The organism is Sphingomonas sp. TX0543, assembly GCF_048565505.1.
In the GTDB taxonomy this organism is placed as follows: Bacteria; Pseudomonadota; Alphaproteobacteria; order Sphingomonadales; family Sphingomonadaceae; genus Sphingomonas.
Window position 1 is genome coordinate 3279438 of the sequence record NZ_JBLZUS010000002.1, and the last position, 14529, is coordinate 3293966.

10 protein-coding genes and 2 pseudogenes are annotated in these 14529 nt (G+C 62.6%); 8 read left to right on the forward strand and 4 right to left on the reverse strand.

The window, feature by feature from the left end; translation table 11 throughout:
- Positions 1-56 precede the first annotated feature (56 nt).
- The gene (locus ACM61V_RS16330) at positions 57-2048 is read right to left on the reverse strand and encodes a cytochrome c/FTR1 family iron permease (protein WP_286772169.1); all 1992 of its coding nucleotides are present in this window, start codon (positions 2046-2048) and stop codon (positions 57-59) included.
- A gap of 103 nt (positions 2049-2151) precedes the next feature.
- Positions 2152-2571: a MerR family transcriptional regulator gene (locus tag ACM61V_RS16335; RefSeq protein ID WP_286772170.1), complete on the reverse strand. Its 420-nt coding sequence runs from the start codon at positions 2569-2571 to the stop codon at positions 2152-2154.
- Between the two features lie 43 nt (positions 2572-2614).
- On the opposite strand from ACM61V_RS16335, the gene ACM61V_RS16340 reads away from it, so the two are divergent.
- The 3 genes and pseudogenes from ACM61V_RS16340 to ACM61V_RS16350 all read left to right on the forward strand — a co-directional run.
- Positions 2615-5161: a heavy metal translocating P-type ATPase gene (locus tag ACM61V_RS16340; RefSeq protein ID WP_419714155.1), complete on the forward strand. Its 2547-nt coding sequence runs from the start codon at positions 2615-2617 to the stop codon at positions 5159-5161.
- Between the two features lie 66 nt (positions 5162-5227).
- Complete coding sequence (locus ACM61V_RS16345; RefSeq protein WP_286772172.1) at positions 5228-6100, forward strand: undecaprenyl-diphosphate phosphatase; 873 nt, start codon at positions 5228-5230, stop codon at positions 6098-6100.
- A 117-nt stretch (positions 6101-6217) separates the two neighbouring features.
- Positions 6218-6334, forward strand: a pseudogene (locus ACM61V_RS16350) (IS5/IS1182 family transposase); the annotation flags it as partial.
- A 97-nt stretch (positions 6335-6431) separates the two neighbouring features.
- On the opposite strand, the pseudogene ACM61V_RS16355 reads toward ACM61V_RS16350, so the two are convergent.
- Together ACM61V_RS16355 and ACM61V_RS16360 are read right to left on the reverse strand one after the other, a co-directional pair.
- A pseudogene (locus ACM61V_RS16355) lies at positions 6432-7196 on the reverse strand (HAD-IC family P-type ATPase); the annotation flags it as partial.
- 66 nt (positions 7197-7262) lie between these two features.
- Positions 7263-8495 carry a tyrosine-type recombinase/integrase gene (locus tag ACM61V_RS16360; protein ID WP_286772173.1) on the reverse strand — a complete coding sequence of 411 codons (1233 nt, stop codon included), beginning with the start codon at positions 8493-8495 and terminating at the stop codon, positions 7263-7265.
- Between the two features lie 510 nt (positions 8496-9005).
- Between ACM61V_RS16360 and ACM61V_RS16365 the strand changes: the two genes are divergently transcribed.
- The 5 genes from ACM61V_RS16365 to ACM61V_RS16385 all read left to right on the forward strand — a co-directional run bounded on the left by ACM61V_RS16365 (position 9006) and on the right by ACM61V_RS16385 (position 14346).
- Positions 9006-10817: a DUF6538 domain-containing protein gene (locus ACM61V_RS16365; RefSeq protein ID WP_419714156.1), complete on the forward strand. Its 1812-nt coding sequence runs from the start codon at positions 9006-9008 to the stop codon at positions 10815-10817.
- A gap of 120 nt (positions 10818-10937) precedes the next feature.
- The gene (gene istA, locus ACM61V_RS16370) at positions 10938-12464 is read left to right on the forward strand and encodes an IS21 family transposase (RefSeq protein ID WP_419713735.1); all 1527 of its coding nucleotides are present in this window, start codon (positions 10938-10940) and stop codon (positions 12462-12464) included.
- Positions 12454-13239, forward strand: coding sequence for an IS21-like element helper ATPase IstB (gene istB, locus ACM61V_RS16375; protein ID WP_419713736.1), 786 nt, complete (start codon positions 12454-12456; stop codon positions 13237-13239). The genes istA and istB overlap by 11 nt, the downstream gene beginning before the upstream one ends.
- Before the next feature lie 118 nt (positions 13240-13357).
- Positions 13358-13699, forward strand: a complete 342-nt coding sequence (locus ACM61V_RS16380; protein WP_419714157.1) for a hypothetical protein — start codon at positions 13358-13360, stop codon at positions 13697-13699.
- Positions 13699-14346: a hypothetical protein gene (locus ACM61V_RS16385; RefSeq protein ID WP_137787497.1), complete on the forward strand. Its 648-nt coding sequence runs from the start codon at positions 13699-13701 to the stop codon at positions 14344-14346. The genes ACM61V_RS16380 and ACM61V_RS16385 overlap by 1 nt, the downstream gene beginning before the upstream one ends.
- The last annotated feature ends 183 nt before the right edge of the window (positions 14347-14529 follow it).

The following is a 14529-nucleotide window of genomic DNA, read 5'->3' on the forward strand; positions in this document are numbered from 1 at the left end:
GTGTTCGTCGGACCTCGGTTGGTCTCGGTGGTGGCTATGGTCTGGTCGCACCGCCATCAGCTCGTGGTCACGGCCGCGCGACGATGATTGACCATGAAACCCGCTACCAGCGCGGCGAGCGTCAGAAGTTGGGCTCCGATCGATTGCACGGTCGGAAAAATACCCAGCATAGAGACGCGGATTCCACCCGCGAGCGGCGCGATGTCGATGATGCCCGCTTCTTGCAACGCGGCGACGCCCTTGCCGGCGAGCACGATGGTGAGGATTGCCATCAGCCACGCGCTATAGGCGAAGAACTTCGCGATCGGCAGATCACGGCTGTAGCGCAACATAGCCCAGGCGACGAGCCCAAGCAGCATTACTGCCGAGCCGGCACCCGCCAGCATCATGCCGCCATTTCCCTGGGTCCAGAGCGCGGCGTAGAACAGCATCGTCTCGAACACCTCGCGATAGACGACGATGAAGGCCAGGCCGAACAGGAACCAGGCCGATTGCCGCGACAGCGCGTGCGACATCTTTTCGCGGATGTAGCGTTGCCATTGATCCGCTTGCGCCTTTCCGTGCATCCAGATCCCTACGGAGAGTAGGACGACAGCCGCGAACAGCGATCCGAACCCTTCAGTAAGCTCCCGGCTCGCGCCGCTGATCCCGATGGCATAGGTCGCGATCGCCCAGGTGACGCCGCCGGCCGCCAGCGCCCCGATCCAGCCGCCATGGACATAGGGCAGCACTTCAGGTCGCTCCGCCTTGCGCAGGAAGGCGATCATCGCGACGACGATTAGCAGGGCTTCGAGCCCCTCGCGCAGCAGGATGGTGAAGGCCCCCAAGAAGGTCGATGCGCTACTGGCCGCGTCCGGGGACAAGGCGGCGTCGGCGTCGTCAAACAAGCCGCCCAGCACCTGGACGCGCGTGGCAATTTCGTCGGCGGGGCGGCCTTGCTGGAGCGAGGCCCGGAACTCACCCATGGCGCTTTCGATGTGACCCATGAGCGTTGCGTCACGCGCAGTCAGCATCGGCTCGAGCGGCTCAAATCCGTCGAGATAGGCCGACAGCGCCAGCTCCTGGGCAGCGTGGCGATCGCCCGCCCGATAGGCGGCGAGGCTCTGTGCAAGCTTCGCGCGCGCCACATCGAGTGAGCCGGGAGCCTGCTGGACGACCGCTTCCGGGTGGCGGCGCAGGTAAGCAATAACTGCATCGGCCTGCCCGCTCCCAATGCTCTTGGCGAGCGTTTCCGGAGTCAGCCCCGCCAACGCCGTCAGGTCGGGAATCCGTTGTCGGAGGCCGGGATCGGCTTTCCACAGTCGTTCGCCTTCCGTCGCGGCGGCATCGGAAAAGGCGAAGCGACCGGCATAGAAGGCCAGCGCCCAGCGATCGTCGCCTGGCAGGCTCGCAAAACTTTGCATCGCTGTGCCGTCGATGCCTTGGTCGATGACTTGATAGAGCGCGAAGGGACTGCGCTGCCGCGCGCGTGCTAATTCGCTGAAAGCGATCGGCGGGGTCGTTAGCTTCGCGGCATCGGGCCCGCGACCATCCCCGGTCATACCGTGGCAACTCGCACAATTCTGCGCGAACAAGGTGGCGCCGCGGGCAAGCTCGGGCACCTTGCTCGGCGCGAGCGGCACCGGATAGGCCTTGAGCAGATCCGCAGCGAGGCCATGCGCGACGCGGGCAACCTCTTCGGGTGCGCCCTTCGCGGCGATAACGGCCTGGAGCCGGGTAGCCCCTTCAATGAGCTTGGCTCGCTCAGGTGTTTGCGGCAACGTCGCGAGACGCGCCGAAACCGACGCCGCGAATTCGGTCATTTCGTTATATTCGGACGCGCTCCTGATTTTGCCACCAGAGACCGCCCCCCCATAATCGACTGCCATATAGTCGAGGAGCCGCCATGCAGTCTGGACATTCGCCGTATCAGCATGGGCGATCGCGCTCGTGCCCAGCGCAAAGGTCGCCGCACCAAGGACGGCCAAGATGCGGAGTGTCACGCGGTGGAACGAGAACGCTCCAACGCGAATCGACAAGGTGCGGGGGTTGTTCGCGGACGTAAACATCCGCTTCCTTTAGACCCTCTAGCCGCTAGAGGGTCAAGCTGTTTTGCGAGTTATTTGCATTAGCGTGACTGATCGTGGAGCCGGCTCGAGGCCGTCAACCTATCTAGCCGCCCGCCACGGAAACCGGCGCCAATGTTTCGATGATGCGGCATTCGGAAATGGTGCCGTGCCCGCACTGGACGATCACGCTGCTCAATTCGGACCTGAGTGTATTCAGATCCCGAAGCTTTCGGTCAATCTCGGCAAGATGTTCGCGCGCGATCGTGTCCACGGCTTTGCACGAGATGTCTTTCTGGTCGGCGAGCTTGAGAAGCTCCTGCACCTGGTCGATCGAGAAACCGAGCGCGCGAGCCCGGCGGATGAAACTGAGCCGCGCGAGATGCTGTGGAGCGTAAGCCCGATAATTGCCCTTCGTCCGAGCCGGCGGCGCAAGCAATCCGACGCTTTCATAATAGCGAATTGTCTCGACCTTCGTTCCGGTCGCTTTCGCGAGCTTTCCGATGCTGAGCGGCTCGACGGACATATTGGTTGACCCTCTAGTGACTTCAGACTTTATAGAGGATGTCATGTCGAAAAGTCGAGGTGACGTTATGATCGAGCCGACCGAGGCGAGCGCTATCGCTACGAAGCGCCAATTGCGATTCAAGATCCGCGGACTCGATTGCCAGAATGAGGTGCGCCTGCTCAAGGAGGCCCTCCTCCCCCTTGGCTTCGACGAGCGGCATTTGTCGTTCCAGCCGAAGCGCGGACTCCTCGACATCGAAGTCGAGGCGGTCCTCGAGGTGGAGGCAGTGATCGCGGCGGTGTCGACCACCGGGATGACAGCCGAATGGCAAGCGCCTGGCGCCACCAAAAAGGATGAAACGACTGCTGATGAGTGCAGCGGCTGTTCCGGCGACCGGCCACCCGTCGAACAGGCGCGTCCGGATCCTCCGGATAGCGTCATCTTCAAGATCCACGGCATGGACTGTGGTGACGAAGTCGCGGTTCTCAAGCGCGAAGTCGGGCCGGTCGTCGGGTTGGAGAACCTCTCGTTCGATCTCATCAATGGCCGCATGTCGGTCGCAGGTGCGTCCGATGCCGTGCATCACGCCGGAATATTGAAGGCGGTCGAACGCACCGGCATGCGCGCCGAACCTTGGAAAGAAGGTGGAAACACCGCCGGTGCGCAAGGCGAGCAACGTCGGCGCCGCGTTCAGGCGGTGCTGACGATCGCCAGTGGCGTGTTGGTCGTGGTGGGTTTCACGATCCATGCCGGTGCGAGCGGCCTCGCTGCGGTGCTGCACGAGAGCCTCGCGCGCGAGGCCCACCCTCCCCTCCTGGCCATGCTCGCCTACTCGCTGGCGATCCTCTCGGCGGTCCGATACGTCGCTCCCAAGGCCGCCCTCGCCGCGCGACGGCTCAGGCCCGACATGAACCTGCTCATGATCGTCGCGGTGGCAGGCGCCCTCGGCATTGGGCAATGGTTCGAAGCCGCGACGGTCGCCTTTTTCTTCGCTCTCGCGCTTGCTCTCGAGGCATGGAGCCTCGGACGTGCTCGCCGTGCCGTCGCGGCACTCATGGACATCGCGCCCAACTCCGCCCGAATACGGGATGCCGCAGGCGTCGAGCAGGATGTGCCGGTCGCGGACGTCGCTGTCGGAACGCAGGTGATAGTTCCGCCTGGCGGCAAGATTCCGCTCGATGGGCGCGTGGTTGCGGGGACGAGCGCGGTCGATCAGGCGCCGATTACCGGCGAGAGCGTCCCCGTCACCGTCGCACAAGGCGCAACGGTCTTTGCGGGAACCATCAACGGCATGGGAGCGATCGAGATCGTAACGACCCGGCCGGCCTCCGACACGACGCTCGCCCGTATCGTGCGCATGGTTGGCGAAGCGCAGAGTAAACGGGCGCCGACCGAGCAGTGGGTGGAACATTTCGCGCGGATCTATACGCCCGTCGTGATGGCGCTGGCGCTGGCGGTATTCCTCGTGCCGCCGCTTCTACTCGGGGGCAGTTGGGCCGCCTGGTTTTATCAGGCGCTGGTGTTGCTTGTCATCGCCTGCCCTTGCGCCCTGGTCATCTCGACCCCGGTCAGCATCGTCGCGGGGCTGACCGGCGCAGCCCGACAGGGCGTGCTGGTCAAGGGTGGCGTCCATCTCGAGACGCCGGCCCGCATCACCGCGATCGCCATCGACAAGACGGGCACGCTCACGCTTGGGCGTCCCAAGGTGGTCGAGCTGGTCCCGTTTGACGGCCGAGACGAGCTTGAATTACTGGCGATCGCGGCTGCGATCGAAGCGCGAAGCGAGCACCCGATTGCGCGTGCGATCCTCGATGCCGCGGCGGAACGCGGCGTTGACGTGGTCCCCGCAAAGTCCGTGACAGCATTGCCCGGCAAAGGCGTGGTTGGTGCGATCGACGGTCGCGAGGCCTGGGTCGGATCGCCGGGCTATCTTGTAGAGCGACTTGAGGACGCTGGCGATTATGCGCTCACCGCCCATTTGCATCGGATAGCCGCAGCTGGTCTGACCGGGATCATCGTCGGTAAAGCGGAGGCAGTCATCGGACTTATTGCGGTCGGTGACGCGGTGCGTCCCGAGGCCAGACAGATCGTCGCGCAACTGCATGAACTTGGCATCGCCCGGGTCGTGATGTTGACTGGCGATGGCCACGCGCCTGCCCAATCCATCGCGCGCAATACCGGTATCGATGAGGTCCACGCCGAGTTGCTTCCCGAACAGAAGGTCGAAGCGATAGAAAGCCTGGTAGCGCAACACGGCCATGTCGGGATGGTCGGGGACGGCGTCAATGACGCGCCGGCCATGGCGCGCGCCGGTCTTGGCATCGCGATGGGCGCGATTGGCAGCGATGCGGCGATCGAGACAGCGGACATCGCACTGATGCAGGACGACCTCTCCCGTCTGCCGTGGCTCATTCGGCATTCGAGGGCGACGCTCGCCATCGTCCGGCAGAACATTGGCTTCTCGCTGGCGGTGAAGCTCGTGTTCGCAGGCCTGACGCTGATTGGCATGGCGTCCCTCTGGGGCGCGATCGCGGCGGATGTCGGAGCGTCGCTCCTGGTCGTTCTCAATGGCATGCGTCTTGTCGGTCGAGATCAGCGAGTGCGATAATCCGATTATCCAGGACAGCAAAGCGACGATCTACGGGCATCCAACACCCAGGAGGAATGCACTGATATGACCGGACAATGTGCCGCAGGGGTCGACACGGGTTTCGTGACACTGGGCTATGCCAAGGTCGCACTATTGGGAGTGGTGCAAGGTATCACCGAACTTCTGCCGATTTCCTCGACGGCCCATATGCGCATCGTGCCCGCCCTGTTGGGATGGCGAGATCCCGGCTCCGCTTTTTCGGCCGCGATGCAGCTCGCCGCGCTCGCTGCCGTCATCAGCTATTTCTGGCAGGACGTTCGCCGCCTGGTGGTCGGTTCTATATCGGCAATCAGCCGTCGGCAGTTCGCCGATCCCAATTTCCGTCTGGCGATCTGGATCGCTCTTGCGACAGTCCCGATCGTGCTGGCGGGTGCCCTCCTGTCCAACAGCCTCAACACATGCAACTCGCCCCTTCGCAGTCTTACGGTGATTGGCTGGGCCTGTCTCTGCATGGCACTCCTGATGGCGATGACCGAGATCACGGCCCGTCATCGCCGGACCGTCGAGAGTTCCTCGCTTGTCGATGCGCTTCTGATCGGGCTCGCTCAGGTTGGTGCCTTGATTCCTGGCGTCTCGCGATCGGGTTCGACCCTAACTGCGGCTTTGGCCCTTGGCTTCAAGCGCGAGGAGGCGGCACGCTTCTCCTTCCTGCTGGGTATCCCGGCGATCGCTGTCGCCGGATCGAAGGAGTTAACGGAGCTGAACAAAGCTCATCTCGACACACAGGGCTGGTCCGTTTTGGCCCTCGGACTGGTTGTCGCGTCCGTTTCTGCATTCGCAGCCATTTGGGCGCTGATGCGGGTCCTTGAGCGATTCTCCGCTTGGCCATTCGTCATCTATCGCGGAGCGCTTGGCGTTCTTCTGCTCATTGCGACCACTAATGCCTGGTTGGTCTAACAGGGCGCGAAAAAAGCCTTCCCCGATGAGGTTTAGGGTGATTCAGTATCGTCGGGGTGATGAGAGGGCGATGCGATGCGCGGCGGCGACAGGTAAACGGCGGGTTTGTTTTCCTATATGAGTTGCGAGGCTCGGGTTCCGGCTGATCATCCTTTGCGGCCGATCCGCGCGATCGTGGACGAGGCAATGAAAATTTTGCCGCCCGATTTTGAGGCGATGTGTTCGCCGATCGGGGGCTAAAATCCCGCGCCGGTTGAGAGTGTTTCTCCACGCGCGGTTAACAGCAGCTATCGGTAGGCGATACAGACCAATTTGGGGAGCCGGTTGCTCATTACGTATTCCCTTTGTTCCGATAGGCGAGCAACCGGAGCGCGTTGCAGACGACCAGCAAGGTCAACCCTTCGTGCATCATGACCGCAGGGCCGATACCGAGCCCGAGGATCGTCGCGGGCACGAGGAATGCGACAACGCCGAGGCTCACGAACACGTTCTGGCGGATGACCCAGCGCGTGCTGCGACTAAGTCCGACCGCGAATGGCAAATGTGCCAAATCGTCTGCCATCAGAGCCACGTCGGCCGTCTCCAAGGCCACGTCCGACCCGGCGGCGCCCATGGCGATCCCTACCGTCGCCGTCGCCATGGCTGGGGCGTCGTTAACGCCGTCACCAACCATGGCGACCTTGGTTTCGGCGCGGAGCTTCTTGACCGCCTCAACCTTGTCTTCCGGCATAAGGTCACCCCATGCCTCATCGATGCCGACTTCCATGGCGATCGCATCGGCTGCTCGCTGATGATCGCCCGAAATCATAACCATCCGTTTGATGCCGATCGCGCGCAGATTTCTGAGCGTAGCCTTCGCCGCCTCCCGCGGCGTATCGAGCAGGCCGATCGCGCCAAGGTCTTTATCGTAGCGGCGCGCGATTATGCTAGTCTGCCCGCTAGCGCGCAGCTTCTCGATAGCGGCCGTCATCTCGGCCGACAGCGGGGCAATGCCGGCAGTGCCGAACATCTCGGCTTTGCCGATGAGCACTTCATCTTCAACGACAACCGCCGAAACGCCGCGACCCGTCAGACTCTTGAGATTGTCGGCCTGAGGGGGCGCCAAGCGATTTGAGCTAATCCAGCAGAGCAACGTGTGTGAAAGGCAAGAGCGTTGAGACCACTAATCGGGACCTGAATCGGCCTCGCTGTCCGAGACAGCGGCGTCAGTCATAGTAATTAGGGGTACTACTGCCTTTGCGGCCAAATCATCGAGACCCTCAGTAATCCATCTTGAATAATGGCGTTCGATCATTGCGACAGAGGTATCGTGCAATGCCGCCACGAGCCGAATGGGAAGACCCACTCTGATACCCCTGACGATCGAGCTGTGTCGAAGCGCATAGGGCACGAGATTCGGCAGATTTTCCTGATCCGCCACTTTCTTCCAGAATCGCGTCAGTTCCGACGCCGTTTGCCATGCTCCACGATCCGCGCGCACCCAGGTTGCCGGTGCCGTCTGCTTATGTCGCCAGCGCTCCAAAAGCGTGGCGGAAGCGGGGCGCGAAACGAGGATAGGCTCCAGGGCAGCAAGGACATCGGCCCCCACTTGGACGCGGATACGGGAAACCGTTTTTCCCTTTCCTTTCCGCGATGGCGGGACCATCAACCTCGATTGGTCGCATTGTACGTCCCGGACTTGCATCCGACGGAGTTGCGAAAAGCGCGCGCCCGTCGCCGCCAGCAATATGATCACCCGAGCCGCATCCCCATCCGGGTCGAGCGACATCGACGTCGCAATCAGCCTAGCGACTTGCTGGTCCGTCAAAATCTGATTTTCGCGCACGCCAGAATCGGCCTCACCTTCCGGAACGGACTGCGCGACAAGCCCGTGCCTGATGATGATCGCAAAATCCGGCGGCAGAACCTTTCGATGCCGGCGATACGTGTCGTTGAGTGCAGCCTTGAAATCATTCACCAGCCGTTTGCGTGTGCTGGCCTTCATATCGGCCAGCCCATCGGTCCATGCGCGGAGGTTGTCCTCCGAAAGAGAATCGAGTGGCAAATGGCCTAATTCACTGCCCTCCAGCACGTGCAGCTTCAATCGATGGGCATCCGATTTTACAGCGCGCCCAATCCTCGCCTTGTCGCGCGCGTCGCGCATGGTGACGTAGGCATCCACTGCCTCCTTCACAGTCAACTCGTTTAGAGCGGTCGCCGCTTCCTCCAGCTTGATGGTTTGCGGGCCGATGCGGGTTTTTGAACCCGCGCGCAATTGTGACGCAAACCAATGTTCAGCCTTCTGCTTTGCCTGGCTCCAATTGAGGATTCGATCGCCGTCGGCCTCCTCGGAATCGTCACACAACGCGAGGCGATAGGTCAAATAGACAAGCTCGTCGCCGGACGGAACACGCATCCGCGCGACCCATCTGCTGCGCTTCAGACCCTTAAAGTATCCCAGGTGACGCCCCTCTTCGAGCGCGCGCCAATACGGCTCCGCCCTCGCCCTGAGCCTTTGTCGAGCCGCTCGAACTTGGAGATTCGCTTCCTGGACCTGCCTACTCATCGAGCACCTACGTAATGCTAGCATCCGGATACCGCTTGACGCGGGAAGTTACGGCCGCGCGCGCCGGAACCTGGTCGTTGTAGCAGGAAAAAAAATCGTGTAAAATCGTGTAATATACCCCCTCGGACGAAATCGGACGGTCATGGATATTTTCCATTTATTATAATTAGTTAAAATAGACATGAACGTGTCCGAGCGCATCCAGAATGCTTTAAAATCAGTACTCTCACGGCGAAAACACGGGTTCGAGTCCCGTAGGGGTCACCATTTCCGGCCAAGCACCGGAAATCGCGTGATTTACGTTGTTTGCACCATCCATGAGTACAAAGGATGGGTACAAAACACGTGAAGAAATGCGTTATGGCAACCCCATTTAAAGATCCCCGCACCGGGGTGTTGTACTTCCGCCGCGGGGTGCCCGAGCCCCTGCGGCCGGCCTTCGACGGCAAGGCTTTGGTGAAGGTGTCGCTGCGCACCAAGGATCCGGCGATCGCTAAAATCGGCTTCGCGCGCGAGAATGCCGCGTTCGAGGAGCGGCTTGCCGAAGCACGCCGGTTGATGGCAGAAGGAATGTTGGTGCCGACGCCAGGCGCCCTGGTCCGACGCTGGTTCGAGACACCGGCCACGAAGCCTGGTCTATCCGGTGGCGAACGCCTGATCGCGACGTTGATGGAGTTGGATGCCACGGTCGGCGGCAGCGTCAGCGCCGGGGTCGGCGACATCTTCCCGCCCGCGACGTATGGGCCCGCGGCCAACACCGACTGGTCGGCGGTTCACGCCAGCCGCGATCGCTACGACGCGATGCTCGACGAGAGCTACGAAGGAAATCCAGAAAAGGTCGGCAATAACTGGATCAGAGCACGGTGGCACGAGGACGAACCTCTTTGGCGCCCTGCCCTCGCAGGACCGATTACGCGGTTGCGCGCCGCCGATCCCGGCGCCGACCGCTTCTCTGACGACGAACTGGGCAAGGCGTTTCTTGCGCAGCTCGACGACAAGCGGACTGGCGACGAGGAGCTCAACCGGGCTCGCCTCGCGGATCGCCGCCCACGCGTGCCGCAGCCGCGGCTGCGCCCGACGATGCGACTCAAGACACTGTTTAACGAATGGAAGGCCGGTAATCAGCCGCGCCTGCAGAGCGCGCAGGAATATGAGGCATCGGTCGATGACTTCATCGATTTCGCGGGCGACATAGCGGTTTCGACGATCGATGCCGACCTGCTGTTCGACTATCGCGACGCGGCCAAGGATCTACCCTCGTCGATGCCGCGGGCCGATCGCCAGCTGCCGTTCCGCGAACGGTTGAAGAAGCATGCATCATCATTGCCCAAATGCTCGCCGCAGACGCTCAAGAAGCGGATCGGGGCGCTGCAAGCGTTGCTAACCTATGCTTTCCAGCAGCGCTGGATCGCGACCAACACCGGGGTCGGCATCACCATCATCGGCTACAGCAAGACCAAGAAGAAGCGGCGCAGTTCCCAGGACGGCGAGTTGACGCAGCTGTGCGCCGCCCCGTTGTTCACCAACCCGTCGAGCTGGGCATCGGCGTCGCGCATCAGTGATGCCACATTGTTCTGGATCTTCCTGATCGCGATCACGACCGGCGCCAGACTCGAGGAAGTCGGCCAACTCGCGCTCGCCGACGTCAAGCGGGACGGTGACATGATCTATCTCGACATCGACGAATATGCGTTCGATGACGATGGCGAGAACAAGTCGGTCAAGACCGAAGGCTCGATCCGGCTGATTCCCGTCCACCGCAAGCTGATCGACCTTGGATTTCTCGACTATTGCGAAACGCTACGCCGGCTGGGTCAGACGCAGCTGTTCCCCGACCTGAAGGAAAACAAGGTCGGCAAGCGCACCAAGGAGGCCAGCCAGCGTGCCAACCGGGTCATCGACCGCTACGTGTCCGAGGACAAACGGCTGGTGTTCTATTCGACCCGCCATGCGTTCAAGGCCAAGGGCAACGATGCGGGGATCACCGACAAGACGCTTGACCAGATCTGCGGCCATGCGCCGGTCAGCACCGGCGGTCGGTACGGATCGGAGCCGCGGATTCATACGCTGCATGAAGCGCTCCATCGGATCGATTTCTCGTGCATAGCATGGGACGCGATCTTAGCCGCAATGAGCGAAATCGACTGGGCAGCGCGGATCAAGCTCACTTAGTCTACCCTGTTGATTTCCGCTGAGAGCTGACCCGGGAAGGTCCAAAGTTTCCACTGAGAAGTGACCCATGTTCTGAGCTTCCCCCTGGCATTTGCGTCGGGGGATCAAGGAGTGATCGACATGGCGTTATTGAGCGTAATCCGGCGCTGGCATTTCCGCGAAGGGATGCCGATCCGGGAGATTGAGCGACGCACCGGATTGTCGCGCAACACGATCCGCAAGTACCTGCGCGCCGGCACGGTAGAGCCGAAGTTCAAGGTTCCCGAGCGGCCAAGCAAGCTGGACCCGTTCGCCGAGAAGCTGTCGGCATGGCTACGGATCGAGGCGGGCCGGTCGCGTAAGCAGCGGCGCACCGCCAGGCAGATGCACGCCGATCTGGTCGTGCTGGGCTATGACGGATCCTACAACCGCGTCGCGGCCTTCGTTCGCACCTGGAAGGCCGAGCGGCAGCGTGATGCCCAGACCAGCGGCCGCGGTACTTTCGTCCCGCTGGCGTTCGCGCCGGGCGAGGCGTTCCAGTTCGACTGGAGCGAGGACTGGGCGATCATTGCCGGCGAGCGGACCAAGCTGCAGGTGGCGCACAGCAAGCTGTCGCACAGCCGGGCGTTCATCGTCAGAGCCTATCTGCTCCAGACCCACGAGATGCTGTTCGATGCGCTGACCCAGGCGTTCCGGGTTCTCGGCGGCGTCCCCCGGCGCGGGATCTTCGACAACATGAAGACCGCGGTCGACCGGATCGGTGCCGGCAAGGTCCGGCAGGTTAATGCCCGGTTCGCGGCGATGGCCAGCCACTACCTGTTCGAGCCGGATTTCTGCAACCCGGCCGCCGGTTGGGAGAAGGGACAGGTTGAGAAGAATGTCCAGGATGCCCGGCGCCGACTGTGGCAGCCGCTGCCCAGCTTCCCCGATCTGGCGGCACTCAACGCCTGGCTCGAACAGCGCTGCATCGAGCAATGGGGCCAGATCCAGCATGGCGTCCTGCCCGGCACGATCGGCGATGCCTGGGCCGACGAGGTAGTCAGCCTGATGCCGTTGGGGCGGACCTTCGACGGCTTCGTCGAGCACGCCAAGCGGGTCTCGCCGACCTGCCTCGTGCACTTCGAGCGCAACCGCTACAGCGTGCCGGCATCCTTCGCCAACCGGCCGGTCAGCCTACGCGTCTACCCTGACCGAATCGTCATCGCCGCCGAAGGCCAGATCCTGTGCGAGCATGACCGGATCATTGAACGCTCGCACCACCTGCCGGGGCGGACGGTCTATGACTGGCGGCACTATCTGGCGGTGATCCAGCGCAAGCCTGGCGCCCTGCGCAATGGCGCGCCCTTCGCCGAGCTGCCTGATGCGTTCCGGCGGCTGCAGGGCCATCTTCTCAAGCGCCCCGGCGGCGACCGGGAGATGGTCGAGATCCTCGCCCTCGTCCTGCAGCACGACGAGCAGGCGGTGCTTTGCGCCGTCGAGCTGGCGCTCGAAGCCGGCGTTCCGGCCAAGACCCACATCCTCAACATCCTGCACCGGCTGACCGACGGCAAAGCTGGCACCCCGCCGAGAATCGACGCCCCACAGGCGCTGAGCCTGGTCCGCGAGCCCAGGGCTAACGTCGAGCGCTACGACGCGCTCCGCAACAAGGAGACCGCCCGTGCGTCATGATCCTGCCAGCGCCGCCGTCGTGGTCATGCTTCGCGGTCTGAAGATGTACGGCATGGCCCAAGCCGTCAGCGAACTCGTCGAACAGGGGGCGCCGGCCTTCGATACCGCGGTGCCGATCCTGTCACAGCTGCTCAAGGCCGAGGTCGCCGAGCGCGAGGTCCGCTCGATCGCCTACCAGATCAAGGCCGCCCGCTTCCCGGCCTACAAGGACCTCGCCGGCTTCGACTTCGCTTCCAGCGAGATCAATGAAGCCATGGTTCGCCAGCTGCACCGCGGCGAGTTCATCGACGGCGCCCACAACGTCGTGCTGATCGGCGGGCCGGGCACCGGCAAGACCCACATCGCCACCGCGCTCGGCATCCAGGCGGTCGAGCATCATCGCAAGAAGGTCCGCTTCTTCGCCACCGTTGACCTGGTCAACGCGCTCGAGCAGGAAAAGGCCATGAACAGGGCCGGCCAGCTGGCCGATCGGCTGCTGCGTCTCGACCTCGTGATCCTCGATGAGCTCGGCTACCTGCCGTTCAGCTCGTCAGGCGGGGCATTGCTGTTCCACCTGCTCAGCAAACTCTACGAGCGCACCAGCGTCGTCATCACCACCAACCTCAGCTTCAGCGAGTGGGCCGGCGTGTTCGGCGATGCCAAGATGACGACCGCGCTGCTCGATCGGCTCACGCACCACTGCCACATCCTGGAGACCGGAAACGACAGCTTCCGCTTCAGAGCCAGCACCGCCGCCGCGGCGCCCAAACCACGAAAGGAAAAATCGCCAGCTTGACCCATCACCCGCATCGCGGGACATATCTTCAACCCGGGTCACTTCTCGATGAAAATCCCGGGTCAACTCTCAGCGGAAATCAACAGCTATCCAGACGTTCGGCCCCGACGCGACGTACGTGGCCGTCAGAAGCTCGGTCGGGGTCGAGGAAGCCGACTATCGGCTGTGGGACACCCACGGGTTCTCCGATCGCTATGGGCGCAATGTCGGTGGCCGCACGCGCAAGCTGTTCGAGGAGGCCGGCGGCCGGCTGATCGTTGCACCCGCGCTCGCGGCGGGCGCCAACGCGGTCGCCGAGGCGATGAGCCTCACCTATGGTGACGCCGTCACCTACCGGCAGGCACCGTGGAAAATCTATGACGCCGCAAACGTCCGCAACTGGCTCAACAGCTGGATGGATCAGTTGCGCTCCATCGCCGACACGCTCGGCATGGAAGACGTCGAGTGCAAGGCATATTGATGACCACCGAAGACAACGGGGGGGCAATGCCGCCCGTCTCCGCCCGCAAGCTCCTCGAGCGCTTCTATTACGGTCACAGCGACGAGGTCGAGGCGATCCTGCGCTTCGCGCACGAGCGTCGGCTCGCCGACGATGATGCGGTGTTCCTGTTGACCGCGATCCTCAAGGGCAACGAAAATCTCGTGGGCTATATCCTGCAGGCCATCGCCGCGTCCGACGAGGTGGTGGATAATTCGCGCGAGGCCGGCAAGGAACTCCGCGCGCTCGCGCTACGGCTTGCCACTTACATGGAGCAGGCCGCCACTCGCAGCATTGCGAAGCTCAACATCGCTGCGGATCGGATGAGCGCGGTGGCGCTTCAAACCGAAAATCTTTGCGCCGCGATCCTCGCCGCCAGCCAGGATCTGGTTCGCGTTGAAGGCGTACTCGGTCGTGCGGTGGAGCTGCAGGACGGCAAATCCGGACTGGATCGGCTCATCGACCATATCCGGCGCCAGGCGCTCGCCGATATTCGTGACCATCATGCCGATCTCATCGAGGAACTGTCGCAAAGTGTGTCGCGCGAGGCTTGGGCTATCCACGCCTATGGGGTCACGACCCTGCTTATGATTCTGGGGTTCGTCGTGCTCACTTTCTTCTTGCGCTAAAGTCGCGGCAGGAAAGGCCACAATCCAGCAAGTCGCCCTTGGCGTGAGGCGCCAGAAGCGAAACGCTGTCACCCATCAGTCGGCCCGCCAGCAAAAATATCAGCGCAATCCCTAACCGCGCAGCCGCTTACGCACTCTTGGAGCGATCACCAGCACATGCTCCGCTGAACCCTCCACGCGGCG